Source organism: Streptomyces sp. NPDC043876 (assembly GCF_056435825.1).
The window spans coordinates 18,531-41,118 of record NZ_JBWKDV010000023.1 but is presented as its reverse complement, the minus strand read 5'-3'; the positions used below and the strand labels follow the sequence as shown (position 1 = coordinate 41,118).

Annotated in this window: 26 protein-coding genes and 1 tRNA gene; 16 read left to right on the top strand and 11 right to left on the bottom strand. The window is 71.7% G+C overall.

Translation table 11 applies throughout. The annotated features are described in order from the left end of the window. The first annotated feature begins 60 nt into the window (after nt 1-60). From AC0693_RS37660 to AC0693_RS37630, 7 genes are all read left to right on the top strand, one after another. The gene (locus AC0693_RS37660) at nt 61-711 is read left to right on the top strand and encodes a DUF2637 domain-containing protein (RefSeq protein WP_478804442.1); all 651 of its coding nucleotides are present in this window, start codon (nt 61-63) and stop codon (nt 709-711) included. 11 nt (nt 712-722) lie between these two features. Further along, complete coding sequence (locus AC0693_RS37655; RefSeq protein ID WP_478737922.1) at nt 723-914, top strand: mobile element transfer protein; 192 nt, start codon at nt 723-725, stop codon at nt 912-914. Between the two features lie 16 nt (nt 915-930). Further along, a complete protein-coding gene (locus AC0693_RS37650) occupies nt 931-1,089 on the top strand; it encodes a hypothetical protein (RefSeq protein ID WP_478737920.1) in 159 nt (52 codons plus the stop codon). Nucleotides 1,090-1,112: 23 nt separating this feature from the next. Then, nucleotides 1,113-1,442: a hypothetical protein gene (locus AC0693_RS37645; protein ID WP_478804441.1), complete on the top strand. Its 330-nt coding sequence runs from the start codon at nt 1,113-1,115 to the stop codon at nt 1,440-1,442. A gap of 89 nt (nt 1,443-1,531) precedes the next feature. Then, nucleotides 1,532-2,923, top strand: a complete 1,392-nt coding sequence (repSA, locus tag AC0693_RS37640; protein ID WP_478804440.1) for a replication initiator protein RepSA — start codon at nt 1,532-1,534, stop codon at nt 2,921-2,923. Then, entirely contained in the window at nt 2,920-3,141 is a 222-nt protein-coding gene (locus tag AC0693_RS37635) for a helix-turn-helix domain-containing protein (RefSeq protein ID WP_478804439.1), read from the top strand. The genes repSA and AC0693_RS37635 overlap by 4 nt, the downstream gene beginning before the upstream one ends. Continuing rightward, a complete protein-coding gene (locus AC0693_RS37630) occupies nt 3,138-4,304 on the top strand; it encodes a site-specific integrase (RefSeq protein ID WP_478804438.1) in 1,167 nt (388 codons plus the stop codon). The genes AC0693_RS37635 and AC0693_RS37630 overlap by 4 nt, the downstream gene beginning before the upstream one ends. Before the next feature lie 78 nt (nt 4,305-4,382). Here the strand turns inward: AC0693_RS37630 and AC0693_RS37625 are convergent. After that, nucleotides 4,383-4,456: transfer RNA gene (locus AC0693_RS37625), tRNA-Pro, on the bottom strand. Nucleotides 4,457-4,578: 122 nt separating this feature from the next. Next, nucleotides 4,579-5,517, bottom strand: a complete 939-nt coding sequence (locus AC0693_RS37620) for a metallophosphoesterase (protein WP_356406494.1) — start codon at nt 5,515-5,517, stop codon at nt 4,579-4,581. 67 nt (nt 5,518-5,584) lie between these two features. Between AC0693_RS37620 and AC0693_RS37615 the strand changes: the two genes are divergently transcribed. Beyond that, the gene (locus tag AC0693_RS37615) at nt 5,585-6,046 is read left to right on the top strand and encodes a GatB/YqeY domain-containing protein (protein ID WP_356406496.1); all 462 of its coding nucleotides are present in this window, start codon (nt 5,585-5,587) and stop codon (nt 6,044-6,046) included. A gap of 111 nt (nt 6,047-6,157) precedes the next feature. On the opposite strand, the gene AC0693_RS37610 is transcribed toward AC0693_RS37615, so the two are convergent. Next, complete coding sequence (locus AC0693_RS37610; protein ID WP_469319761.1) at nt 6,158-8,470, bottom strand: transglycosylase domain-containing protein; 2,313 nt, start codon at nt 8,468-8,470, stop codon at nt 6,158-6,160. A gap of 385 nt (nt 8,471-8,855) precedes the next feature. Here AC0693_RS37610 and AC0693_RS37605 point away from each other — a divergent pair, with 385 nt between their 5' ends. Beyond that, entirely contained in the window at nt 8,856-9,206 is a 351-nt protein-coding gene (locus AC0693_RS37605; RefSeq protein ID WP_356406502.1) for a WhiB family transcriptional regulator, read from the top strand. A gap of 17 nt (nt 9,207-9,223) precedes the next feature. Here the strand turns inward: AC0693_RS37605 and bagB are convergent, their stop codons facing one another. Together bagB and bagA are read right to left on the bottom strand one after the other, a co-directional pair. After that, nucleotides 9,224-10,576: an ATPase BagB gene (bagB, locus tag AC0693_RS37600; RefSeq protein ID WP_478804437.1), complete on the bottom strand. Its 1,353-nt coding sequence runs from the start codon at nt 10,574-10,576 to the stop codon at nt 9,224-9,226. Further along, the gene (gene bagA, locus AC0693_RS37595; RefSeq protein WP_356406505.1) at nt 10,573-11,553 is read right to left on the bottom strand and encodes an ATPase BagA; all 981 of its coding nucleotides are present in this window, start codon (nt 11,551-11,553) and stop codon (nt 10,573-10,575) included. The genes bagB and bagA overlap by 4 nt, the downstream gene beginning before the upstream one ends. A 109-nt stretch (nt 11,554-11,662) precedes the next feature. Here bagA and AC0693_RS37590 point away from each other — a divergent pair, with 109 nt between their 5' ends. From AC0693_RS37590 to AC0693_RS37575, 4 genes are all read left to right on the top strand, one after another. Next, the gene (locus AC0693_RS37590) at nt 11,663-11,824 is read left to right on the top strand and encodes a Sp36 family protein (protein ID WP_007264966.1); all 162 of its coding nucleotides are present in this window, start codon (nt 11,663-11,665) and stop codon (nt 11,822-11,824) included. Continuing rightward, on the top strand, nt 11,821-12,300 hold the full coding sequence (locus AC0693_RS37585) for a RidA family protein (RefSeq protein WP_356406506.1): 480 nt from the start codon (nt 11,821-11,823) through the stop codon (nt 12,298-12,300). Before AC0693_RS37590 ends, AC0693_RS37585 begins: the two co-directional genes overlap by 4 nt. An 81-nt stretch (nt 12,301-12,381) precedes the next feature. After that, the gene (locus AC0693_RS37580) at nt 12,382-13,302 is read left to right on the top strand and encodes an NUDIX hydrolase (RefSeq protein ID WP_469331348.1); all 921 of its coding nucleotides are present in this window, start codon (nt 12,382-12,384) and stop codon (nt 13,300-13,302) included. After that, nucleotides 13,299-14,153: an MBL fold metallo-hydrolase gene (locus AC0693_RS37575; RefSeq protein WP_356406508.1), complete on the top strand. Its 855-nt coding sequence runs from the start codon at nt 13,299-13,301 to the stop codon at nt 14,151-14,153. The genes AC0693_RS37580 and AC0693_RS37575 overlap by 4 nt, the downstream gene beginning before the upstream one ends. Before the next feature lie 32 nt (nt 14,154-14,185). Here the strand turns inward: AC0693_RS37575 and AC0693_RS37570 are convergent, their stop codons facing one another. Then, complete coding sequence (locus AC0693_RS37570) at nt 14,186-15,016, bottom strand: nucleotidyltransferase (RefSeq protein ID WP_478804436.1); 831 nt, start codon at nt 15,014-15,016, stop codon at nt 14,186-14,188. Nucleotides 15,017-15,149: 133 nt separating this feature from the next. Continuing rightward, on the bottom strand, nt 15,150-15,824 hold the full coding sequence (locus tag AC0693_RS37565; RefSeq protein ID WP_003981529.1) for a Crp/Fnr family transcriptional regulator: 675 nt from the start codon (nt 15,822-15,824) through the stop codon (nt 15,150-15,152). Between the two features lie 386 nt (nt 15,825-16,210). On the opposite strand from AC0693_RS37565, the gene nth reads away from it, so the two are divergent. The 3 genes from nth to AC0693_RS37550 all read left to right on the top strand — a co-directional run bounded on the left by nth (nt 16,211) and on the right by AC0693_RS37550 (nt 19,133). Then, nucleotides 16,211-17,029, top strand: a complete 819-nt coding sequence (nth, locus tag AC0693_RS37560; protein WP_356406514.1) for an endonuclease III — start codon at nt 16,211-16,213, stop codon at nt 17,027-17,029. Nucleotides 17,030-17,158: 129 nt separating this feature from the next. Next, nucleotides 17,159-17,917, top strand: a complete 759-nt coding sequence (locus AC0693_RS37555; RefSeq protein WP_468469921.1) for an NUDIX hydrolase — start codon at nt 17,159-17,161, stop codon at nt 17,915-17,917. Nucleotides 17,918-17,930: 13 nt separating this feature from the next. Further along, entirely contained in the window at nt 17,931-19,133 is a 1,203-nt protein-coding gene (locus AC0693_RS37550; RefSeq protein WP_356406519.1) for a MarP family serine protease, read from the top strand. 115 nt (nt 19,134-19,248) lie between these two features. On the opposite strand, the gene AC0693_RS37545 is transcribed toward AC0693_RS37550, so the two are convergent. The 4 genes from AC0693_RS37545 to nhaA form a co-directional block, all read right to left on the bottom strand. Then, nucleotides 19,249-19,428: a hypothetical protein gene (locus AC0693_RS37545; protein WP_356406522.1), complete on the bottom strand. Its 180-nt coding sequence runs from the start codon at nt 19,426-19,428 to the stop codon at nt 19,249-19,251. A 105-nt stretch (nt 19,429-19,533) separates the two neighbouring features. Then, nucleotides 19,534-20,505: an alpha/beta fold hydrolase gene (locus tag AC0693_RS37540; protein WP_356406525.1), complete on the bottom strand. Its 972-nt coding sequence runs from the start codon at nt 20,503-20,505 to the stop codon at nt 19,534-19,536. Next, the gene (locus AC0693_RS37535) at nt 20,502-20,960 is read right to left on the bottom strand and encodes a phage holin family protein (protein WP_356406528.1); all 459 of its coding nucleotides are present in this window, start codon (nt 20,958-20,960) and stop codon (nt 20,502-20,504) included. Before AC0693_RS37535 ends, AC0693_RS37540 begins: the two co-directional genes overlap by 4 nt. A 51-nt stretch (nt 20,961-21,011) precedes the next feature. Next, a complete protein-coding gene (gene nhaA, locus AC0693_RS37530) occupies nt 21,012-22,445 on the bottom strand; it encodes a Na+/H+ antiporter NhaA (protein ID WP_478804450.1) in 1,434 nt (477 codons plus the stop codon). Nucleotides 22,446-22,588: the final 143 nt, after the last annotated feature.

Sequence of the window (22,588 nt, the reverse complement as noted above, 5' to 3'; positions counted from 1 at the left end):
CCTCATCGCGCCAGCTCCCTACCCACCCCATGCCTGAAAGCCCGAAAGGAGGTGAAGACCATGCCCCGCCTGGTCCGTCCGGATGCCGTCCTCGTCCAAGCCGTCATTGCTGGCGCCCTCTCCTTCGCTCACCTCCACGACCTCGCCGAAGCCGCCGGACAGGACGGCTGGAAGGCCTGGGCTTACCCGGTCAGCGTGGATCTGCTCCTCGTCGCCGCCTGGCACCGCCTACGGAGTCTGCGAGATGCGGGAGAGCCCTCGCACTCGGCCTGGTCCTGGTTCGCCGTAGCCCTCGCGGCCTCGCTCGGTGCGAACGTCGCGACGGCCGGCCTTCTCGACCTGCGTGACGTCCCGGACTGGCTACGGATCCTCGTGGCCGGATGGCCCGCGCTCGCCTTCCTCGGCGGCACGCTCCTGGTCCACCGGCCTACGTCGCCTAGCTCGCCGGAACCCGCCCCGGACCCGGTGTCCCCGCCCGCGGTCGAGCTGGACGCAGAACCCGACGTACAGGTCGTCCCGGCTCCCGTCCCTCCCGCTACCACTGTCACCGCACCACCCGCCCTCGTCGCCCACGCCCAGAAGCTCGCCGCCGAACACCGGCTGCGCACCGGCTCGGACATCGACGTCGAGACGTTGCGGGCCCGGCTCGGCGTCCCGGCCCCGCTGGCAGAGGCCATCGCCGCCCAACTAGCACCCCAACAGCTCGCCTGACAGGAGACCCCATGCCCGCCCGGATCAACTTCCGCTCGCTCATGAAGATCGGCCCCGTCCAGATCGGCGCCTACCGCGACCGGCGCGGCCGCACCAAGGACGCCGCCGTCTGCACCGCCGACGGCTGCGGCTGGTCCTCGGACTACAGCTCCTCGACCGCCGCCCAGCTCGCCGCCCGCTCCCACCGCTGCCGCGTCAACTGATCCGAAGGGAAACCCCATGGACGTCCCGCTCTGGTTCGCCCTGATCGTCGTCGGCGCCCTCGGGATCAAGCTCATCCGCCCGCCCTGGTGGCTCGTGGCCGTGATCCTCCTCGGCGGCTTCCTCCTCGCGGACAGCTTCCTCGCCCCGGCTATCGACACCGCGATCCACAAGTAACCCGCCCCGGAAGGAGAACGGCCATGTTCAAGCCCAAGTATCCCCACCCCGACACCTACGCCTACACCCCGGCGACCATCCGCCCGACCGCGGTCCCCGTCGAGCACGCGGAACACGGCGGCCCGGCCCCCGTAGCCATGAAGTCCCCGAGTGCCTTCGCCGGCCTGGTCCAGCAGTCGCCCGGTACGGCTGTCGTCCTCGTGATCGGCGGAATCGCCGGAGTCCTCGCGCTGGCCTCGGTCGCTGTCTCGCTGCTCCTGGCTGTCGCGGTCACCGCCGTCGCGCTGTCCGTCACCGCCGTCGTCTTGCTCTTCCTCGTCCGCGCCATGCGCCAGGAGTTCACGCGCCGCTGACCGGCCCCGGGACGGCCTCAACCGCCAAGTGTCCGCCGTCCCGGCGCCGTGCTCCTGCCCGATCCGAAGAACCGGAAGGAAACACCATCATGAGCCAGGTCTCGGGCCAGCTCGGCTTGGACCCCGCCCTCCTCGGCGACATGCTGAGGGTGGCCGGGGCTCCCGGATACAGCCGCTGGGAGGACCAGGTCCGCCGCACCGGCGGCTGCTCCGACCCGATCCACATCACCGGGTGGACCATCGCCAAGGACAAGACCTCCGGCGAGATCCTGCACCGCTACTCCACCGCCGACGAACCCGGCGCACGCCTCCGCATCGCGTGCGGCAACCGCCGCGCGTCCCGCTGCCCCGCCTGCGCGTGGACGTACTCCGGCGACACGTACCACCTGATCCGCGCCGGACTGGCGGGCGACGACCGCCGCGACATCCCCGCCACGGTCCGCGAACACCCCCGCGTCTTCGCCACCCTCACCGCCCCCTCCTTCGGCCCGGTCCACAACCGCCCCGCCGGCCGTCCCTGCCGCTGCGGCAACCACCACCAGGAGAAGGCGCCCGAACTCGGCACCGCCCTCGACCCCATCACCTACGACTACGCTGCCGCCGTCCTCTTCAACAACCACGCCGGCCAACTCTGGCAGCGCTTCACCACCCGCCTCCGCCGCGAGATCGCCGCCTCCGCAGGTCTCACCCAACGCGAGCTGAGGGCGGAAGCGCGGATCTCCTTCGGCAAGGTCGCCGAGTTCCAGAAGCGCGGCGCCATCCACTTCCACACCGTGATCCGGATCGACGGCCCCACCGGCCCGGCCTCCCCGCCGCCCACCTGGGCCAGCACGGCGCTTCTCGACCGCTCGATCCGGGCCGCCGTCGCCCACTCGTACACCTCGATCACGGTCACGGCCTCCGCAGACCAGCCCGCCCGCACCTTCCGCTGGGGCGCCCAACTCGACGTCCGCCCCATCAAGGCCTTCGGGGACGGCTCCGACATCACCGAGCAGGCCGTCGCCTCGTACGTCGCCAAGTACGCCACGAAGGCCGCGGAGAACACCGGCACCCTCGACCGCCGCATCGGCAACCGCGAAGCCTTATTGCTTCTCGACGTCCCCGACCACACGGCCCGCCTCATCGAGGCCTGCCTCGACCTCGACCCGCTCTACCCGGACCGCCGCCTCGCCGCCTGGTCCCACATGCTCGGCTTCCGCGGCCACTTCTCCACCAAGTCACGCCACTACTCCACCACCCTCGGGGCCCTGCGCCAGACCCGCGCCGACTACCGCGCCGCCCAGGAACGCGAAGCCCGCGGGCTGGATGACATCGAGCCGGACACCGTCCGCGTCCTCGGCTCCTGGCAGTACGCCGGCCACGGACACACCCCCGGCGAATCGATCCTTGCCGCCACCATCGCCAGCGGCATCCAGCTCAACCGCCGGACCGCCCGCGAAGCACTCGCCGACCTGACCGCAGAACACGAGGGGGAACGATGACCGTCCTGAGCCACCACGGCGGCGAAGCCATGGCACCGGCGCTCTATCGGATCGGCGAAGCCACGACCGTGTTGAGGTTGAGCCGGACGGTCATCTACGAGCTGATCCGCACGGGCCGCCTGCGGACGGTCAAGGAAGGGCGCACCCGCCTCGTCCCGGCCTCCGCCATCACCGACTACGTGGCCCTCCTGGAGCACGAAGCGGGTGTGGCCCGATGACCGCCCGCCGGAGCCGCGGAGACGGTGGCCTGCACTGGGACGAGAAGCGCCAACGCTGGATCGCGTCCGTCAGCCTCGGCTACGACCCGAGCGGGAAGCGGCTCGTGAAGCGCGGCAGCGGCAGGACCAAGACCGAGGCGAAGGCCAAGCTCAAGGAGGTCCTACGGGACCATGAGGACGGCCTCGCCATCGCGCCCACCAACTACACGGTGGAGAACGCCGTGAACGACTGGCTGATGTACGGGCTGGCCGGACGGGACACGGGCACCGTCAACACCTGCACCTCGCTCAGCCGCAACCACGTCATCCCCGCCCTCGGCGCGCGCAAGCTCCGCGAGCTGAGCGGTGAGGACGTGGACCGGTGGCTCGCCCAGAAGGCCGGGACGCTGAGCACCCGAACCCTCCAGGCCGTGCACTCCTGCCTGAACCGTTCGGTCAAGCGGGCCATGGTCCGGGACAAGGTGAAGCGGAACATCGTCGAACTGTGCGCGGTTCCTGCCGGACAGCCGGGACGCCTGTCGAAAGCGCTCACCCTCGCTCAGGCGGAAGCGGTGCTCAAGGCCGCGGCGGGTACGTCGGCACATGCGTACATCGTGCTGGCCCTGCTGACCGGGGCCCGTACGGAGGAGCTGCGAGCGCTGACCTGGGACCACGTGTTCCTCAAGGAGGACACGCGGGCGACGCCGCCGGTACCGGCCCACATCGCGGTGTGGAGGTCCGTCCGAACGGGTGGGGACACCAAGACCAAGAAGTCCCGTCGGACCATCGCGCTGCCCGCCCGCTGCGTGGAAGCGCTCGGGCAGCAGTTCGAGGACCAGGGGTGGGACCGCCTGGCGGCCGGGGATGACTGGGTGGAGAACGGGCTCGTCTTCTCGTCCGCCGTCGGCACGGCTCTGGACTCCACCAACGTCCGGCGAGCCTTCCGACAGGCCATCGCCGGCGCCGGGGGAGTGGAAGCGAAGGAATGGACCCCGCGCGAGCTGCGGCACAGCTTCGTCTCGCTGCTCTCGGACAGCGGCGTCCCGATCGAAGAGATCTCCCGGCTGGTGGGCCACTCGGGTACGGCCGTCACCGAAGAGGTCTACCGGAAGCAGATCCGCCCGGTGATCCAGACCGGTGCGGTCGTCATGGACGACATCTTCCGGGCAGGTCCGGAGGCGTAGTCACGCAGATCGTCACGCACAACGCAAAAGGCCACCTACGAGAACTCGTAGGTGGCCTTTTGACCTGGTCTTACGAAGTCGGGGTGGCGGGATTTGAACCCACGACCTCTTCGTCCCGAACGAAGCGCGCTGCCAAGCTGCGCTACACCCCGATCGCCGCCTTGGCGATGTTGCTGCCCTGGCGACATCGATTACTTTAGCGGACCGTCGGCCGGAGACGAAATCCGGTTTTCGCGGGGCCGGGGCCGGGGCGGAGCCCCGGGGTGCCCGCGGCTCAGGGCGCCGGGGTCAGGGTGAGCAGGGTCGCCTCCGGCGGGCAGGCGAAGCGGACCGGGGTGAACCGGTTCTGGCCGCAGCCCGCGGAGACGTGCAGGTACGAGCGGTGCCCGGCGGCCTCGTGCGTGGAGAGCCCCTTGACCCGCTTCGTGTCCAGGTCGCAGTTGGTGACCAGGGCCCCGTAGAAGGGGACGCACAGCTGCCCGCCGTGGGTGTGGCCCGCGAGGATCAGCGGGTAGCCGTCCGCCGTGAAGGCCTCCAGCGTGCGCAGGTACGGGGCGTGCACGACGGCGAGCGAGAAGTCGGCGTCCGCCTCCGGACCGCCGGCCACCCGTTCGTAGCGGTCCCGCTTGATGTGCGGGTCGTCCAGGCCGGTGAAGGCCAGCTCCAGCCCGTCCAGCTTCATCCGCGCCCGGGTGTTGGTGAGGTTCAGCCACCCGGCCCCGTCGAAGGCGTCCCGCAGGTCCTCCCACGGGTTGTGGACGGCGCCGACGACCGGCTTGTTGCCGTTCAGCCCGTGCCGGCCCTGGACCTTCTCGATCAGGTAGCGCCCCGGATTGCGCAGCCGCGGCCCGTAGTAGTCGTTCGAGCCGAAGACGTACGCGCCCGGGAACTCCATCAGGGGGCCCAGCGCGTCCAGCACCTCCGGCACCCCGTCGGTGTCCGAGAGGTTGTCGCCGGTGTTGATCACGAAGTCGGGCCGCAGCCCCGCCAGGGACTGGAGCCAGGCGCGCTTCTTGCGCTGCCCGCACACCATGTGGATGTCGGACACCTGGAGGACCCGCAGGGGCCGCATCCCCCGGGGGAGCACCGGGACGGTCACCCGGCGCAGCCGGAACGACCGGGCCTCGAAACCGGCGGCGTAGGCCACCCCGGCTGCTCCGGCCGCGGCGATGCCGGCGGTGACCTTCAGGGGGATTCCGTAACGCGCGCGCATGGCCCCATCGTCTCAGACCGGTGAAACCGGTGGGCGCCGACGCCCCCTCACCTGGCAGACTCGACCCATGACCACGCTCAAGGCCAAGCTCAGGGAAGACCTCACCGTTGCCATCAAGGCGCGCGACGAACTCCGTTCGGCCACGCTGCGCCTGACCCTCACCGCCATCACCAAGGAGGAGGTCGCGGGCAAGGAAGCGCGCGAACTCTCCGACGACGACGTCCTCAAGGTGATCGCCAAGGAGGCGAAGAAGCGCCGCGAGGCCGCCGAGGCCTTCGCCCAGGGCGGCCGCAGCGAGCAGGCCGCGCGCGAGCTGGCGGAGGGCGAGGTGCTCGACGCCTACCTCCCCAAGCAGCTCGGTGACGACGAGCTGACCGCGATCGTGGTCGCGGCCGTCGAGGAGGCCCGGGCGGCGGGCGCCGAGGGGCCGCGGGCGATGGGCGCCGTCATGAAGATCGTGAACCCGAAGGTCGCCGGGCTGGCGGAGGGCGGCCGCGTCGCCGCCACCGTCAAGAAGCACCTCTCCTGACGCAGGGGAAACCCGCCACGGAACACGCCGGGGAAACCCGCCACGCAACACGAGGAGGGCCCCGGTCGCCGATGCGACCGGGGCCCTCCGTCTTCCGTCCCTACGCGCCGGCTACGGCCGGCGGCCCGTCGGCTCGCCCAGGATGCCCGCCGGGAGGCTGATCCCGGGGTCGGGGGTGCCGGGGAACCCCGGGTCGCCGGTGGTCGCGCCCGTGAGCGCCTGGCCGGCCGGCCTGCCGTCACCCGGCTTGCCGTCGCCGCCCGGCTTCCCGGGCTTGCCGCGGCCCGGCTTGTTCGGGTTCGGCGGGGTCGGGTTGGCACGGCTGCCGCCCGACGGGTTGCCGGCGTCCGGGATGGTGACCGTGGCGAACATCGGGGACTCGCGCCCGGACAGCGCGCCCGAGACGGCGTCCTTCCAGATCGGGCCGGGCAGGCCACCACCGAAGACCTTCGGGTAGTACTGCCCGCCGATGGTGATGTCCTCCATCGAGATCTTCTTGGCACCGCCCGAACCGACCCACACCGCACCGGACATGTTCGGGGTGTAGCCGACGAACCAGGCGTTGTAGCGGCTGTCGGTGGTACCCGTCTTGCCCGCGCTGTCGCGGTCGGACAGTCCGGCCTTCTCACCGGTACCGGAGTCGACCACCCCGCGCAGCAGGGTGTTGATGGTGTCGGCGGTCGTCTCCGACATGGCCTGGTCGCACTTGGACTTCGGCACCTGGAGCGCCTTGTTGTGCGAGTCCGTGATCGCCTCGATCGCGACGGGGGTGCAGTACACGCCCCGGTTGGCGAAGGCGGCGTAGGCGTTGGCCATCGTCAGCGGGGACATCTCGGCGGAACCGAGCGCGATGGACGGGGACTCGGGGAGCTTCTCGCCGCTGGCCGGGACGACGTTCAGCTTCTGCGTCATCTCGGTCACCGGGCAGAGCCCGACCTCGCCGATCATCTGGACGAAGTACGTGTTGATGGACTTCTCCATCGCCGTCCGCAGCGGGTACGGGCCGAACTCGTCCTCGGTCTCGTTCTGCGCCTTCTCGTACTTCCTGGTCTTGGGGTCGCGCTCGTTGATGTAGTTCGTGCCGTCGCAGCGCGCGATCGGGCTCGGGTAGTCGATCTCGTACGGCGCCGGGTACACCTTCGACGGCTGCATCCCGCGCTCCAGCGCGGCGGCCGCGATGAACGGCTTGAAGGTGGAGCCCGTCTGGAAGCCGAAGTTGGAGCCGCCCATCCGCTTGTCCACGGAGTAGTTGATCTGCGTCTCGTTCTTCCCGAAGCCGTACGGCTTGGACTGCCCCATCGCCAGCACCCGGCCGGTGCCCGGCTGGACCATGGTCACGGCCGTCGCGATCGAGTCGTCCGCGTAGACGTGCTCCTTGATCGAGGCGTTGGCCGCCTCCTGCGACTGCGGGTCCAGCGTGGTCCGTACGGTCAGGCCGCCCTGGTTCCAGACCTTCGCCCGCTCCTCGCGGGTCTTGCCGAAGACCGGGTCGGACAGGAAGGTGTTGCGCACGTAGTCGCAGAAGAAGCCCGCGCCCTTGACGGCGGTGATGCAGCCGTTCTTCGGCCGGGTCACCTTCAGGGTGACCGGCTTGGCCTTCGCGGCGTCCGCCTCCGCCTGGGAGACGTCCTTCATGTCGGCCATCCGCTGGAGGACGACGTTGCGGCGCTTCATGGACTCGGCCGAGTCGTTGACCGGGTCGAAGCGGCTCGGCGACTGGACGATGCCCGCGAGCAGCGCGGCCTCGTCCAGGGCGAGGTCCTTGGCGGGCTTGCTGAAGTAGCGCTGCGCCGCCGACTCGATCCCGTACGCCTGCTGGCCGAAGTACGTGATGTTGAGGTAGTTCTCGAGGATCTTCTTCTTCCCGAGTTCCTCCTCGACCTGGATCGAGTACTTCAGCTCGCGGATCTTGCGGCCGAGGCTCTTCTCCTGTGCCTCGCGCACCTTGCTCTCGTCGTCGCCGGCCTCTTCGACGAAGACGTTCTTCACGTACTGCTGCGTGAGCGTGGAGGCGCCCTGTGCGGCGCCGCCCTCCTGCGCGTTGCGGTTCACGGCGCGCAGGATGCCCTTGAGGTCCACCGCGCCGTGTTCGTAGAAACGCGAGTCCTCGATCGCGACGATCGCCTTCTGCATGTAGGGCGAGATCGCGGTGAGCGGGACGACCTGGCGGTCCCGTGAATAGACAGTGGCGATCAAGCCACCCTCTGCGTCCAGAATCGTGGTGCGCTGACTCAGCGGCGGTGTCTTCAGATTGGCCGGGATCTCGTCGAATCCCTCGACCGTGCCCTTGGCCGCGAGGCCCAGCGCGCCCGCGCCGGGGATCGCGATGCCGGCGAGCACGACTCCGGAGAGAACGGACACACCGAGGAACCTGGCGGCCTGTTGGCTCCCCGAGAGCCCTCCGCTTGAGCGCTTCTTTCCCATGGAGGGCAGCCTACGTTCTCATTCGCCGGACACACGCGAATGCCTTGGCCTAAGCTGGCAACAACTGTCACAGCAGTGTGGCGCGACATCAACCCCGCGGCTCGATTTTCACCCTTCCCGAATGGGGTGAACTCGTGTCCGAATCTCGCCCCTCTTCCGGGTGGCCTACCGCCGATTCACCCGAATTGCCGGAATGGTCGGGCATGTCGTCCGATCACTCCGTCGGGTGATCTGCCGCTTACCCATAGTCCGTTCGGACCATTCAAGATTGGGCCCGACGGGGGTGTTGCACTCTGTCCACCTTCCGTAACGTCCTCAACTGGCAGCGGTGAATATGCCGCTACCGCCGTGGGGGAGCCTCGATTCGGGAGAGGACGGCGCCGGGATGGGCTGGGTTACCGACTGGAGTGCGCAGGCAGCCTGCCGCACTACCGATCCGGATGAACTGTTCGTTCAAGGAGCGGCACAGAACAGGGCCAAGGCGGTGTGCACCGGATGTCCGGTGCGGACCGAATGCCTGGCCGATGCGCTCGACAATCGCGTGGAGTTCGGCGTGTGGGGCGGAATGACCGAGCGGGAGCGGCGCGCACTGCTGCGCAGGCGCCCCACCGTCACCTCGTGGCGACGGCTGCTCGAAACCGCCCGTACGGAGTACGAGCGCAGTACGGGCATCCTCACCGTGGATGTCGAGGGGGAGGTTGATCTTCGGTTCGAGACGTACGCGGCAGCCGGGTAGACCCCCGCGCAGCCCGTCTACGCTCCGGCCGGCACCCCGGCCGCGAGCCGCTCTCCGATGGCCCGCAGCCCGGCGAGGTCGTGCACATCGCCGGGCAGGGCGGCCACTTCGGCCACCGCCACCTCGGGGTGCAGCGAGGTGAACCGATCACGTGTGCGCCGTTCGCGCGCGATCACCTGCATGCGCTCGGCGTGCAGGCGCAGGAGCCCGGCGGTGATCTCGTCCGCCGTGACGTCGTCGTCGTCCGGAGTCGTGCCGGTGCTGTCGGTACTTCCGGTTCCTTCGGTGCTTTCCGTGCTTTCGGCAGGGCCGGCAGGGGTGGGGGAGCCCTCCGCGGCGGAGCCACGATGTCCAGCTTTCCCGGCCTCCTGATCGACAATGCCGCCCTCTTCAAGATTCTCTGCGGCGGCCAACGCCCGCTCCGCCGACAGCTGGTCGGCCCCGCTGCCGTGCACCCGGTTCAGTACGAGCCCGGCCAGCGGCATCCGTTCCGCGGCCAGCCGCTCCACGAAGTACGCCGCCTCGCGCACCGCGTCCGGTTCCGGCGCCGCGACCACGAGGAAGGCCGTACCGGGCGCCTGGAGCAGCCGGTACGTCGCGTCCGCGCGGGTCCGGAAGCCGCCGAACATCGTGTCCATCGCCGCGACGAAGGTCTGCACGTCCTTCAGCAGCGAGGCCCCCATCAACTTGCTGAGCGTGCCGGTCATCATCGACATGCCGACATTGAGGAACTTCATCCCCGCCCGGCCGCCGACCTTCGCCGGAGCCATCAGGACCCGGATGAACTTCCCGTCCAGGAAAGACCCCAGCCGCTTCGGCGCGTCCAGGAAGTCCAGCGCCGACCGGCTCGGCGGGGTGTCCACGATGATCAGGTCCCAGTCGTCCCGGGCGCGCAGCTGCCCGAGCTTCTCCATCGCCATGTACTCCTGCGTGCCCGCGAACCCGGCCGACAGGGACTGGTAGAAGGGGTTGTCCAGGATGGCCCTGGCCCGCTCGCCGTCCGCGTGCCCCTCGACGATCTCGTCGAAGGTCCGCTTCATGTCCAGCATCATCGCGTGCAGTTCGCCGCTGGCCCCCGGCGCGCCGTCCGCCGCGCCCACCTCCGCCACCCGCCGCGGGGTGTTGTCGAGGGAGTCGATGCCCAGCGACTGGGCCAGCCTGCGCGCCGGGTCGATGGTCAGGACGACCACCGTGCGCCCGCGCTCCGCCGCCCGTACGCCGAGCGCCGCGGCCGTCGTGGTCTTGCCGACGCCGCCCGAACCGCAGCAGACGATGATCCGCGTACCGGGGTCGTCGAGCAGCGCGTCGACCGCCAGCCGCGGCGGAGTGTCCAGGCCCATGGTCCCCGCGCTCCCCAGGTTCTCGCTCATTCGGTCCCCACCTGCTTGCGGAGTTCCGTCGCCAGCTCGTACAGCCCGGCCAGGTCCATCCCCGCGCCGAGCAGGGGGAGTTCGTACGCCGGTACGTCCAGCCCCTCCAGCACCGCCCGCTGCTCCCGCTCCAGCTCCACCCGGCCCGCGTGCTCCTCGGCCTGCTCCAGCAGCGGGTCCAGCAGCCGCTCCGCCAGGCCGCCGCGCCGCGCGCCGCCCAGCCCGGCCCGGGACAGCGACCGCGCGAGTTCGGCGCGGCGCTCTCCGGCGGCGGCCCGCAGGGTTCCGCCGTCCAGGTGGTGCGGCCGCATCATGTTGACGACGACCCGGCCGACCGGCAGCCCGGCGGCGCGCAGTTCGGCGATTCCGTCCGCGGTCTCCTGGACGGGCATCTCCTCCAGCAGCGTCACCAGGTGCACGGCCGTCTCGGGGGACTTCAGCACCTTCATGACGGCCTGGGCCTGGTTGTGGATCGGCCCGAACCGGGCCAGCCCCGCCACCTCGTCGTTGACGTTCAGGAAGCGGGTGATCCGCCCGGTCGGCGGCGCGTCCATCACCACGTGGTCGTAGACGAACCGGCCCGCCTTGTCCTTGCGCCGCACCGCCTCGCACGCCTTGCCGGTGAGCAGCACGTCCCGCAGCCCCGGCGCGATCGTCGTCGCGAAGTCGATGGCGCCCAGCTTCTTCAGGGCGCGCCCGGCCGAGCCGAGCTTATAGAACATCTGGAGGTAGTCCAGCAGGGCCCGCTCCGCGTCGATCGCGAGCCCGAACACCTCACCGCCGCCCGGCGCGACGGCGATCTTGCGCTCCTCGTACGGGAGCGCCTCCGCGCCGAAGAGCTGCGCGATCCCCTGCCTGCCCTCCACCTCCACCAGAAGCGTGCGTCCGCCCTCACGTGCGAGGGCGAGCGCGAATGCCGCGGCGACCGTGGTCTTTCCGGTGCCGCCCTTGCCGCTGACCACCTGGAGCCTGCTCACAGCGACCGAGCCTAATTCCTCGGCGGCGGTGGCGTGGGCGGCGGGGGCCGGGACGGGCCGGGGGACGGGCCGCGCGTCACCCCCCGGGACAGGCACTACGCTCGCTCCCATGACCAAGAAGTTCGAATATGCGACCGTCCCGCTGCTGGTCCACGCCACCAAGCAGATCCTGGACACCTGGGGCGAGGACGGCTGGGAGCTCGTCCAGGTCGTGCCCGGCCCGAACAACCCCGAGCAGCTCGTCGCCTACCTCAAGCGGGAGAAGGCATGACCGCCGGAGCCGTCGAGGCCAGGCTGGCCGAGCTGGGCCTGACGCTGCCCGAGGTCGTCCCGCCGCTGGCCGCCTACCAGCCCGCCGTGCGCTCGGGCGCCCACGTGTACACCGCGGGCCAGCTGCCGATGGTGAAGGGCAGCATGCCGGTCACCGGCAAGGTCGGCGCCGAGGTCTCGGCCGAGCAGGCCAAGGAACTGGCCGCGATCTGCGCGCTGAACGCGCTGGCCGCCGTGAAGTCCGTCGTGGGTGACCTCGACCGGATCGCGCGCGTGGTGAAGGTCGTCGGCTTCATCGCCTCCGCCCCCGACTTCACCGGGCAGCCGGGCGTGCTCAACGGCGCGAGCGAGCTGCTGGGCGAGGTGCTCGGCGAGCGCGGCGTGCACGCGCGCAGCGCGGTCGGCGTCGCGGTGCTGCCGCTGGACGCGCCCGTCGAGGTCGAGATCCTGGTGGAACTGACCCCGGACGAGGTCTAGCCGTACCGGCCCCCGCCGCTCCCCCTGCGGGGAGGGGCGGGGGCCCTCGAACATCCCGCCGGTTACCCGTAGCATCCCGCCATGCCGAATGATCCGCACGGCCAGTCGCCCAGCGTGCCCCCCGCCCCCGGCGGCCAGTGGTACCCGCCCGAGTGGCCCGACCGCATCCGCGCCCTCGCCGACGGGACCCTGACCCCCGTGGCGCCCCGGCGCGCGGCCACCGTCATGCTGCTGCGCGACGACGAGAGCGGAAGCGGCGCCGGTCCCGCGGTGCACATGCTGCGCCGCCGCACCTCGATGGCCTTCGCCGGGGGCGCGTACGCCTATCCCGGCGGCGGTGTCGATCCCCGCGACGAGGACCACCGCATCGGCTGGGCGGGCCCGGCGCTGTCCGACTGGGCCGCCCGGATGGGGACGGACCCGGCGACCGCCCAGGCGATCCTCTGCGGCGCGGTCCGCGAGACCTTCGAGGAGGCCGGGGTGCTGCTCGCGGGCGAGAGCCCCGGCACGGTCGTCGGCGACACCACCGGCGACGACTGGGAGGCCGACCGGCGCGCCCTGGTCGCCCGTGAGCTGTCCTTCGCCGAGTTCCTGGACCGCAGGGGCCTGCTGCTGCGCTCCGACCTGCTCGGCGCCTGGGCGCGCTGGATCACGCCGGAGTTCGAGCCGCGCCGCTACGACACCTGGTTCTTCGTGGCCGCCCTCCCGGCCGGGCAGCGCACCCGGAACGCCTCCACGGAGGCCGACCGGACCGTGTGGATCCGCCCGTCCGAGGCCGCCGCGGGCTACGACAAGGGCGAGCTGCTGATGATGCCGCCGACCATTTCCACCCTGCGTTCGCTGGAGCCGTACGGGAGCGCCGCGCAGGCGCTCGCCGCCGCATCGGGACAGGACCTGGCCCCGGTGCTGGCCCGGGCCGTGCTGGAGGGCGGCGAGGTGGTGCTCAGCTGGCCGGGCCACGACGAGTTCACCAAGCGGGTCCGGCAGGGGGACGCGCCGTGACCGACGCCGCCGCCCTGCCCGGCCAGCCGCGCGGAACCGTCGTCTCCGGTCCCGCCACCGCCCGCGCGGTCAACGTCCTGGCCCCCAACGCCTCCGCGATGACCCTGGACGGCACCAACACCTGGCTGGTCTCCGAACCGGACTCCGACCTCGCGGTGGTCGTCGACCCCGGCCCGCTGGACGAGGGCCACCTGCGGAACGTGATCGCGACCGCCGAGGCGGCGGGCAAGCGGGTCGCGCTGACCCTGCTCACGCACGGCCACGTCGACCACGCCGAGGGCGCGGGCCGCTTCGCCGAGCTGACCGGCACGAAGGTGCGCGCCCTGGACCCCGCGCTCCGCCTCGGCGACGAGGGGCTGGCGGGCGGCGACGTGATCCGGGTCGGAGGTCTGGAGCTGCTGGTCGTGCCGACCCCGGGCCACACCGGCGACTCGCTCTGCTTCCACCTCCCGGCCGACGGCGCGGTGCTGACCGGGGACACCGTCCTCGGCCGCGGCACCACGGTGGTGGCCCACCCCGACGGCCGCCTCGGCGACTACCTCGACTCGCTGCGCCGGCTGCGCTCCCTGACCGTGGACGACGGGGTGCGTACGGTCCTGCCGGGCCACGGGCCGGTCCTGGAGGACGCCCAGGGCGCGGTGGAGTACTACCTCGCCCACCGCGCGCACCGGCTCGCCCAGGTCGAGACGGCCGTCGAGAACGGGCTCGCGACCCCCGAGGAGGTCGTGGCGCACGTGTACGCGGATGTGGACCGCTCGCTGTGGCCGGCCGCGGAGTGGTCCGTACGGGCCCAGCTGGAGTACCTGCGGGAGCACGGCCTGATCCCGGGCGGCCCGGAAACGTACGCCTGAGGGTGCGACGTCCGGCCGACCGGGCGGGACCTCTAGAAGACTTCCCCGGCCCGCCGCGGGCCGCGGCGGCCGTGCCGGGCGGTGTGCTCCGCGGCGAGCCACGGTCCCAGGTCCTCCAGGTGGGCCCAGAGGACGCCCCGGTCGGCGCCCGGGTCCAGGCCTTCGGCCGCCGCCGCCCGCATCTGGTCCGCGCGCTCGGGGTGGTACCGGGCGAAGATCTCGGCGGATTCGGCCAGGTCGCTGGTCCAGCCGCCCCACCGGGGCATGACCAGGGTGAATCCGGTGCGCACGAGACGCCGAGCGAGGAAACGATTCAGCTCCCGCAGCTCCGCGTCCGTCCGCGCCGCCGCGGCCCGTTCGCGCGCGGTGGCGAGTACGTCCTCCAGGTCGCCGCTGGTCTCCCGGGCGAGCCGGGCGTCCGGGCGGTAGCGCGGCAGGTGCTCGGCCAGGTCCGCACCGAGCAGCGGGGTGCACAGGCAGGCGAGGAACCACCCCAGTTCGTACCGCTGCGCCTCGCCGAGCAGGGTCTCCTTGCCGTGGAGCAGGATCCCCGCGCCGCGGATCACCCCGCCCGCCCGCGCGAAGTCCAGGTCGAGCCCGCGGACGAGCACCTCGGCGGTGTCCCGGTCCTCGCCGGCGGGCTCGCGGTGCAGGGCGACCAGGAGGTCGAGGCCGGAGCGGCCGGGCCGGGCGGTGCCGCGCGGCACGGACCCGTACAGGTAGGCGCTGTGCAGCCGCGGCCCGTACGCCTCGGCGATCCGCGTCCGGGCGGCGGCGACCACCTCGCGGAAGGGCGCGGGCACCCGCCCGAGGGAACCTTCGCGCGCGATGAACCCCTGGGGGTCCAGCCCTCTGTGTCCCATGGGAACCACTGTGGCACCGCGGCCCGGGGACCGGCGGGGGCGGGGCATGCGGAAGGGGGTCCCGCCCGTGGGCGGAACCCCCTTCACGGTGTCGCCGGGCGCCCGCGGGGGCGCCGTGGGACGAGGGCGGGCGTCAGCGCGAGCGCTTCGCCAGCCGCTCCACGTCCAGCAGGATGACGGCGCGCGCTTCGAGGCGCAGCCAGCCGCGGCCGGCGAAGTCGGCGAGCGCCTTGTTCACGGTCTCGCGGGAGGCGCCGACGAGCTGGGCCAGCTCCTCCTGCGTCAGGTCGTGCACGACGTGGATGCCCTCTTCGGACTGCACGCCGAAGCGGCGCGACAGGTCCAGCAGCGCCCGGGCCACGCGGCCCGGCACGTCGGAGAAGACCAGGTCGGACATCTGGTCGTTGGTCTTGCGCAGGCGGCGGGCGACGGCGCGCAGCAGCGCGGTCGCGACCTCGGGGCGGGCGTTCAGCCAGGGCTGGAGGTCGCCGTGGCCGAGGCCGAGCAGCTTGACCTCGGTCAGCGCGGTCGCCGTGGCGGTGCGCGGGCCCGGGTCGAAGAGGGACAGCTCACCGATCAGCTCGCCGGGGCCGAGCACGGCCAGCATGTTCTCGCGCCCGTCGGGCGAGGTGCGGTGCAGCTTCACCTTGCCCTCGGTCACCACATACAGGCGGTCGCCGGGGTCGCCCTCGTGGAACAGGGCGTCACCGCGGGCGAGGGTCACCTCGCCCATGGATGCGCGGAGCTCCGCGGCCTGCTCGTCATCGAGCGCCGCGAAGAGCGGGGCGCGCCGCAGAACGTCGTCCACGAGTCTCTCTCCTATGTCGACCGGCGTCAGGGGGACCTGCGTCCCCCATTTTGCCGGACGCGTTAAACAGTGCGATCAGTCACTCAGGTCACAAGGATGCCGGACTTACGGGCGTGCTGTGCGGTGGGAGGCCAATCGGAGTGGTGTTACCAGAGGTCCGGCGGGGTGTCAGCCGTCGGCCTTAGGCTGGCCGGGTGTCCAATAAGCCGGTGAGAGCACAGGCCAAGGGGTCCGCGGATGTGACCGCGGCCCATAATTCTGCTGTGGGCGAACAGCCTCCGTCCGGGGCCGCTCCGGAGGGGTCGCCGCCCGCGAAGGGCAAAGTTTCGGCCAAGAAACCCGCCGCGGGGGCGTCGAAGGTGAAGGCGGCCAAGGCGGCGCCCGCGGTGACGTCCGGGAGAGCGGCCAAGCCGGCCGAGGCGGCCAAGGGGGCCAAAGCGGAATCCCGCCTCGCCATGGTCCGGCGTGCCCGCCGCATCAACCGCGAGCTGGCCGAGGTCTATCCGTACGCCCATCCGGAACTCGACTTCCGCAATCCCTTCGAGCTGCTCGTCGCGACCGTGCTGTCCGCGCAGACCACCGACCTGCGGGTGAACCAGACCACCCCGGCGCTCTTCGCCGCCTACCCCACCCCCGAGGACATGGCGGCGGCCGTGCCCGAGGAGCTGGAGCAGATCATCCGGCCGACCGGGTTCTTCCGGGCGAAGGCGAAGTCGCTGCTCGGCCTCTCGGCCGCGCTGCGCGACAACTTCGGCGGTGAGGTGCCGGGCCGGATAGAAGACCTGGTCACCCTGCCGGGCGTCGGCCGCAAGACCGCCAACGTGGTCCTCGGCAACGCCTTCGGTGTCCCGGGGATCACCGTCGACACCCACTTCGGCCGCCTGGTGCGCCGCTGGAAGCTGACCGAGCAGGAGGACCCGGAGAAGGTCGAGGCGGAGATCTGCGCGATCTTCCCGAAGAGCGAGTGGACGATGCTCTCGCACCGGGTCGTCTTCCACGGCCGCCGGATCTGCCACTCCCGCAAGCCCGCCTGCGGCGCCTGCCCGATCGCGCCGCTCTGCCCCGCGTACGGCGAGGGCGAGACCGACCCGGAGAAGGCGAAGCTGCTCCTGAAGTACGAGATGGGCGGGTATCCGGGCCAGCGGCTGAGTCCGCCCCCCGACTACCCGGGCCGCCCGGCGCCCCCGCTCGGCGCGGGGTCGTGACGCCGCGGGACGTGTCGACGACCTGACATGCCCGGGATGGCCCGAGATGGTTTCGAGGTGTTCCGAGGAACGAAACCGGCCACGGACCGCGTTGTCCGGATGCCGGAAGTACAGGGAGCAAGGGTGCCTATGACGCGCGGGACGCAGGACGACAGCCTGACCACCGGAGCCCGGGCCCGCACCGGCCCCGGACCCGCCCGGGGCGGCGGCGGCGCGCCCGGCGGGATCGAGGTCAGCACGCGCGGGCTGCCCGGCTGGCTCGACCCCGTGGTCTCGGCCGCCCGGACCGTCCGGCCGACCCAGCTGAGCCGCTTCCTGCCCCCGGAGGACGGCGCGGGCCGCCAGTCCGCCGTGCTGGTGCTCTTCGGCGAGGGCCCGCGCGGCCCCGAACTGCTCCTGATGGAGCGCGCCGCCGCGCTGCGCTCTCACGCCGGCCAGCCGTCCTTCCCGGGCGGCGCCCTCGACCCCGAGGACGGCGACCCGCAGACCACCGGCCCGCTGCGGGCCGCCCTGCGCGAGGCCGAGGAGGAGACCGGGCTGGATCCGGCCGGAGTGCAGCTCTTCGGCGTGCTGCCCCGGCTCTACATCCCGGTCAGCGAGTTCGTCGTGACCCCGGTGCTCGGCTGGTGGCGCGAGCCCAGCCCGGTCGGGGCCGTGGACCTCGCGGAGACCGCGCGGGTCTTCACGGTTCCCGTGGCGGATCTCACGGACCCGGCCCACCGGGTCACCGTCGTCCACCCGGGCGGCTACCAGGGCCCCGCGTTCCAGGTCGCATCGGCTCTGGTCTGGGGTTTTACGGCCGGAGTGATCGACCGGATCCTGCATTTCGCCGGCTGGGAGCAGCCGTGGGACCGCTCGCGCCAGGTCCCCCTCGACTGGCGCGCATGAGACGGTGGCCCACGTGAACGTGCTGGACATCCTGTTGCTGGTCGCCGCCGTGTGGTTCGCGATCGTGGGCTACCGCCAGGGGTTCGTCGTCGGCATCCTGTCGGTGACCGGCTTCCTGGGCGGCGGTCTCATCGCCGTGTCCCTGCTCCCGCTCGTCTGGGACCAGGTGACGGACGACAAGGCCAAGGTGTCCACCACCATGGCCGTGGTCGCGGTGGTCGTCGTCATCGTCTGTGCCTCGATCGGCCAGGCCTTCACCACGCACCTGGGCAACCGGCTGCGCCGCTACATCACCTGGTCACCGGCGCGCGTGGTGGACGCGACCGGCGGCGCGCTGGTGAACGTGATGGCCATGCTGCTGGTGGCGTGGCTGATCGGCTCCGCGCTCGCCGGGACGTCACTTCCCACGCTGGGCAAGGAGGTTCGCGGCTCCAAGGTGCTGCTCGGCGTGTCGCGGGTGCTGCCCGACCAGGCCAACACCTGGTTCTCGGACTTCAGTTCCGTCCTCGCGCAGAACGGCTTCCCCCAGGTCTTCAGTCCGTTCTCGAACGAACCGATCACCGCGGTGCAGCCGCCCGACCCGGAGCTGGCCCGCAGCCCCGTCGTCGAGCGCGCGAAGCGATCCATCGTCAAGGTGGTCGGCACGGCGCCCAGTTGCAGCAAGGTGCTGGAGGGCTCCGGCTTCGTCTTCGCGCCGGGCAAGGTCATGACGAACGCGCACGTCGTCGGCGGGGTCGGCGAGCCGACCGTGCAGATCGGCGGCGAGGGCAAGCTGTACGACGGCAAGGTCGTGCTCTACGACTGGGAGCGGGACATCGCCGTCCTGGACGTGCCCAAGCTGAAGGCGCCGCCGCTCGAATTCGCCGAGAAGGACGCGGCGAGCGGGTTCGACGCGATCGTCGCCGGGTTCCCGGAGAACGGCGCCTACGACGTGCGCCCGGCCCGCGTCCGGGGCCGGATCAATGCGAACGGCCCGGACATCTACCACCGGGGCACCGTCCGCCGTGACGTCTACTCGCTGTACGCGACGGTCCGCCAGGGCAACTCGGGCGGCCCGCTGCTGACGCCCGACGGCAAGGTGTACGGGGTCGTGTTCGCGAAGTCGCTCGACGACCCGAACACCGGCTACGCCCTGACGGCGGACGAGGTCCGCGACGACATCAGGAACGGCCGGAGCGCCGAGCGCCGGATCGACAGCCAGGGCTGCGCCCTCTGAGCCGTACGCGGTGTGCGCGGCCCGCGGGAGCGGACCGCGCACACCGCGCGGGCGGACGGATCGGGTGGGGTGGGGTGGTGGTACGCCTCGGGTGCGTCGTCTACGTGTGCGTCGTCTACGTGCGCGGATGGCGCAGGCGCGCCGAGACCCAGCGGGCCCGGCGGCGCAGGATCAGTGGAATTCCGAGCCGGGGGTCGTGGCCGTGGCCTTGTCGACCGACCCTCTCGTGGGTGCCCGGCGCGGCGGCCGAGCGTCGTTCGCGTGCGGTGTCACCGTAGTCGTGCGTCCAGCCCATACCGGGACCTCTGCCCGTGGCCCAAGGTCCGTAATCGCCCGGGCGTCGGCCAATTGGCCTATGCGGCGGGCAAGTGAACGTGCGTAGGACACGTGTTCCCGCCGGTCACCGGTCGGGTTCGGGGTCCCCCAGCCAGTTCACCAGCTCCGTCGAGAAGACGTCCGGGGCCTCCTCGTGCGGGAAGTGCCCGAGACCGTCGAACAGCCGCCACCGGTACGGGGCTTCGACGTACTCCCCGGACCCCGCCGCACTGCGCGTGCGCATCACCGGGTCGAGCGCGCCGTGTACGTGCAGCGTCGGCACCCGCACCGGACGCTTCATCCGGCGGTTGAACTGGAGCCCGTCCGGCCGGGCCATGGAGCGCATCATCCAGCGGTAGGGCTCGATCGAGCAGTGCGCGGTGGACGGGATGCACATCGCGCGCCGGTAGGCGTCGATGGCCTCCTCCTCCGCGCGGCCGTCCGGGCCCCCCTGCGACAGCGGCCCCGACCACGCGCGGATCAGCTCGCCGACCAGCGCGCCCCCGTCGGCGACGAGCTGCCGTTCGGGGATGAACGGCCGCTGGAAGCCCCAGATGTGCGCACTGGCCCGGGTCTGGCCGACGTCGGACAGCATCGCCGAGCGCCAGCGGCGCGGATGCGGCATGGAGGAGACGACCAGGCGCCGCACCAGCTTGGGCCGCATGACGGCGGCGGTCCAGGCGAGGTACCCGCCCAGGTCGTGCCCCACGAGCGCGGCGTCTGGCTCGCCCAGCGAGCGGATGACCCCGGTGACGTCGAGGGCGAGGTTGGCCGGATCGTAACCGCGCGGGGTGCGGTCGCTGCCGCCCACCCCGCGCAGGTCCATCGCCACCGCGCGGTAGCCCGCGTCGGCGAGCGCCACCAGCTGGTGGCGCCAGGTCCACCAGAACTGCGGGAAGCCGTGCAGGAGCAGCACCAGCGGCCCCTCGCCCAGCTCGGCGACGTGGAACCGGGCGCCGTTGGCGGCGACGTCCCGGTGGGTCCAGGGGCCGTCGATCCGCACCGGCGAGGCAGCCGGGGGCGGGGTGCTGCTGGGGTCCGGTGTGGGCGCTGTCATGAAGACGAGCGTGCCACACCCACCGCCTTGTCACTGACCGGCCGCGGATGCGGCTTGACGGTCCCGACCAGGGCCGCGGTCTGCTTGACGGAGGCGATGGAGCGCTCCGGCGGCTTGACCTTCTTGAACTTCGACACTGCGATCAGCGCGAGCAGGCCCGCGAGCAGCAGGAACGCTCCGCCGACGATCAGGAACGACCACGCGAGGCCGAGGCCGAGGGCGTGGATCCCGTAGGCGGCCGCGAAACTCAGCACCGGCAACGAGAAGATTCCGAACACTCCGGCGATACCGATGGCGGTAGCACCGATGCCCACGCGCTTGACGTCCTGGCGCAGTTCCGCCTTCGCGAGGGCGATCTCGTCGTGCACCAGGGCGGACATCTCGGCGGTGGCCGAGGCGACCAGCTGACCGAGCGTGCGCTCGGCTCCTTGCGCCCCTTGGTCCACTGCGCTCATCGCTCTCTCCCTCATTCGTCTGTCGGCGACGGCTGTCCTCCGTCAGTCAGATCATGCCGGACGGTCGCCTCCGGCGGGGGACCCGGTGGCGGCGGCGCTGGCCGCTTCGGCCCCTTCGGCGGAGCCCGCGGCCCCCGCGACCGCTCCGGGGGCCGCTCCGGCGGCTTCCGCCCGGCGGCGGTGTTCCGCGGCCTTGGCCTCGTAGATCTTCGCCATGCGCAGGTGGTAGTCCGGCTTGTCCGCCTCGTAGACGTCCGGGATCCCGTCGAGGTCCTCGTCGCGCTCCTCCGCGTCGGTGAGGGCCTTGTACTTGCGGTCGCGGAGCTTGAGCATCACGCTCGCGAAGACGGCGGCGATGAGGGAGCCGATCAGGACGGCGGCCTTCACCTCGTCGGTGAGGGTCTGGTCGCCGGCGAAGGCGAGTTCGCCGATCAGCAGGGAGACGGTGAATCCGATGCCGGCGAGCGAGGCGACCGCGAAGACGTCGGGCCAGGCGAGGTCGTCGTTCAGCTCGGCCCTGGTGAAGCGGGCGGCCAGCCAGGTGCCGCCGAAGATGCCGATGGTCTTGCCGACGACCAGGCCCAGCACCACGCCGAGCGTCTCGGGCCGGGTGAAGACCTGTCCGATCGATTCGTCCGAGAGGGAGACGCCGGCGGCGAAGAGGGCGAAGAAGGGGACGGCCAGACCGGCGGAGACGGGCCGGACCAGGTGCTCGATGTGCTCGCCGGGGGAGTGCTGCTCGCCGTCCTTGACGTGGCAGCGGAGCATCAGGCCCATGGCGACACCGGCGATGGTCGCGTGCACGCCGCTGTTGTACATCAGGCCCCAGATCACCAGGGCGAGCGGCACGTAGACGTACCAGCCGCGGACGTCTCGGCGCAGCAGGAACCAGAAGAGGACGAGGCCGGCGACCGCCCCGCCGAGCGCCGCGAAGTTGATGTCGCTGGTGAAGAACACCGCGATGATCAGAATGGCGAACAGGTCGTCGACCACGGCCAGGGTCAGCAGGAACGCGCGCAGCGCGGACGGCAGCGAGGTGCCGATCACGGCGAGGACGGCGAGTGCGAAGGCGATGTCGGTGGCGGTGGGGACCGCCCAGCCGTCCGTCGAGCCGCCGCCGAAGGTGTTGACCGCCACGTAGACCAGGGCGGGGACCGCCATGCCGCAGAGGGCGGCGATCACTGGCAGGGCGGCGGCCCTGGCATCGCGCAGGTCCCCGGCGACGAGTTCGCGCTTCAGCTCGATGCCGGCGACGAAGAAGAAGACGGCGAGCAGGCCGTCGGCCGCCCAGTGCTGGAGCGAGAGGTCCAGCCCGAGGGCGGCGGGGCCGAGGTGGAAGCCGCGGACGCTGTCGTAGCCGTCGGCCAGGGCCGGGATGTTCGCCCACATCAGGGCGGCGATGGCGGCCACGAGGAGCAGGACGCCGCCCACGGTCTCGGCGCGCAGCGCGTCGGCCACGAACCGGCGCTCGGGCAGCGAGAGCATGCCGAGGAGCTTGCGGGCGGGCGGTTCGGTCGGGCGGGGCGCGGCCACGTGAGGACCTCCGGGGTCGGTTGGACGGCATGACGAAGCACGTTGCCGACCAGACTTCCCGGCGCACCCTGTGGATCACATTTTTACGTTCTCAA

Bases quoted from the DNA above. Each gene is read 5' to 3' on its own strand.
- AC0693_RS37610 (WP_469319761.1), bottom strand. From the start codon at position 8,470: ATGGGAAAGAAGCGCTCAAGCGGAGGGCTCTCGGGGAGCCAACAGGCC.
- AC0693_RS37570 (WP_478804436.1), bottom strand. From the start codon at position 15,016: ATGGGACACAGAGGGCTGGACCCCCAGGGGTTCATCGCGCGCGAAGGT.
- AC0693_RS37635 (WP_478804439.1), top strand. From the start codon at position 2,920: ATGACCGTCCTGAGCCACCACGGCGGCGAAGCCATGGCACCGGCGCTC.
- nhaA (WP_478804450.1), bottom strand. From the start codon at position 22,445: ATGCTCTCGCTGCCCGAGCGCCGGTTCGTGGCCGACGCGCTGCGCGCC.
- AC0693_RS37615 (WP_356406496.1), top strand. From the start codon at position 5,585: ATGACCACGCTCAAGGCCAAGCTCAGGGAAGACCTCACCGTTGCCATC.
- AC0693_RS37630 (WP_478804438.1), top strand. From the start codon at position 3,138: ATGACCGCCCGCCGGAGCCGCGGAGACGGTGGCCTGCACTGGGACGAG.
- AC0693_RS37660 (WP_478804442.1), top strand. From the start codon at position 61: ATGCCCCGCCTGGTCCGTCCGGATGCCGTCCTCGTCCAAGCCGTCATT.
- AC0693_RS37620 (WP_356406494.1), bottom strand. From the start codon at position 5,517: ATGCGCGCGCGTTACGGAATCCCCCTGAAGGTCACCGCCGGCATCGCC.
- AC0693_RS37605 (WP_356406502.1), top strand. From the start codon at position 8,856: ATGGGCTGGGTTACCGACTGGAGTGCGCAGGCAGCCTGCCGCACTACC.
- AC0693_RS37540 (WP_356406525.1), bottom strand. From the start codon at position 20,505: ATGACAGCGCCCACACCGGACCCCAGCAGCACCCCGCCCCCGGCTGCC.
- AC0693_RS37655 (WP_478737922.1), top strand. From the start codon at position 723: ATGCCCGCCCGGATCAACTTCCGCTCGCTCATGAAGATCGGCCCCGTC.
- repSA (WP_478804440.1), top strand. From the start codon at position 1,532: ATGAGCCAGGTCTCGGGCCAGCTCGGCTTGGACCCCGCCCTCCTCGGC.
- AC0693_RS37650 (WP_478737920.1), top strand. From the start codon at position 931: ATGGACGTCCCGCTCTGGTTCGCCCTGATCGTCGTCGGCGCCCTCGGG.
- AC0693_RS37585 (WP_356406506.1), top strand. From the start codon at position 11,821: ATGACCGCCGGAGCCGTCGAGGCCAGGCTGGCCGAGCTGGGCCTGACG.
- AC0693_RS37590 (WP_007264966.1), top strand. From the start codon at position 11,663: ATGACCAAGAAGTTCGAATATGCGACCGTCCCGCTGCTGGTCCACGCC.
- AC0693_RS37535 (WP_356406528.1), bottom strand. From the start codon at position 20,960: ATGAGCGCAGTGGACCAAGGGGCGCAAGGAGCCGAGCGCACGCTCGGT.
- AC0693_RS37555 (WP_468469921.1), top strand. From the start codon at position 17,159: ATGACGCGCGGGACGCAGGACGACAGCCTGACCACCGGAGCCCGGGCC.
- AC0693_RS37645 (WP_478804441.1), top strand. From the start codon at position 1,113: ATGTTCAAGCCCAAGTATCCCCACCCCGACACCTACGCCTACACCCCG.
- bagB (WP_478804437.1), bottom strand. From the start codon at position 10,576: ATGAGCGAGAACCTGGGGAGCGCGGGGACCATGGGCCTGGACACTCCG.
- AC0693_RS37580 (WP_469331348.1), top strand. From the start codon at position 12,382: ATGCCGAATGATCCGCACGGCCAGTCGCCCAGCGTGCCCCCCGCCCCC.
- AC0693_RS37545 (WP_356406522.1), bottom strand. From the start codon at position 19,428: ATGGGCTGGACGCACGACTACGGTGACACCGCACGCGAACGACGCTCG.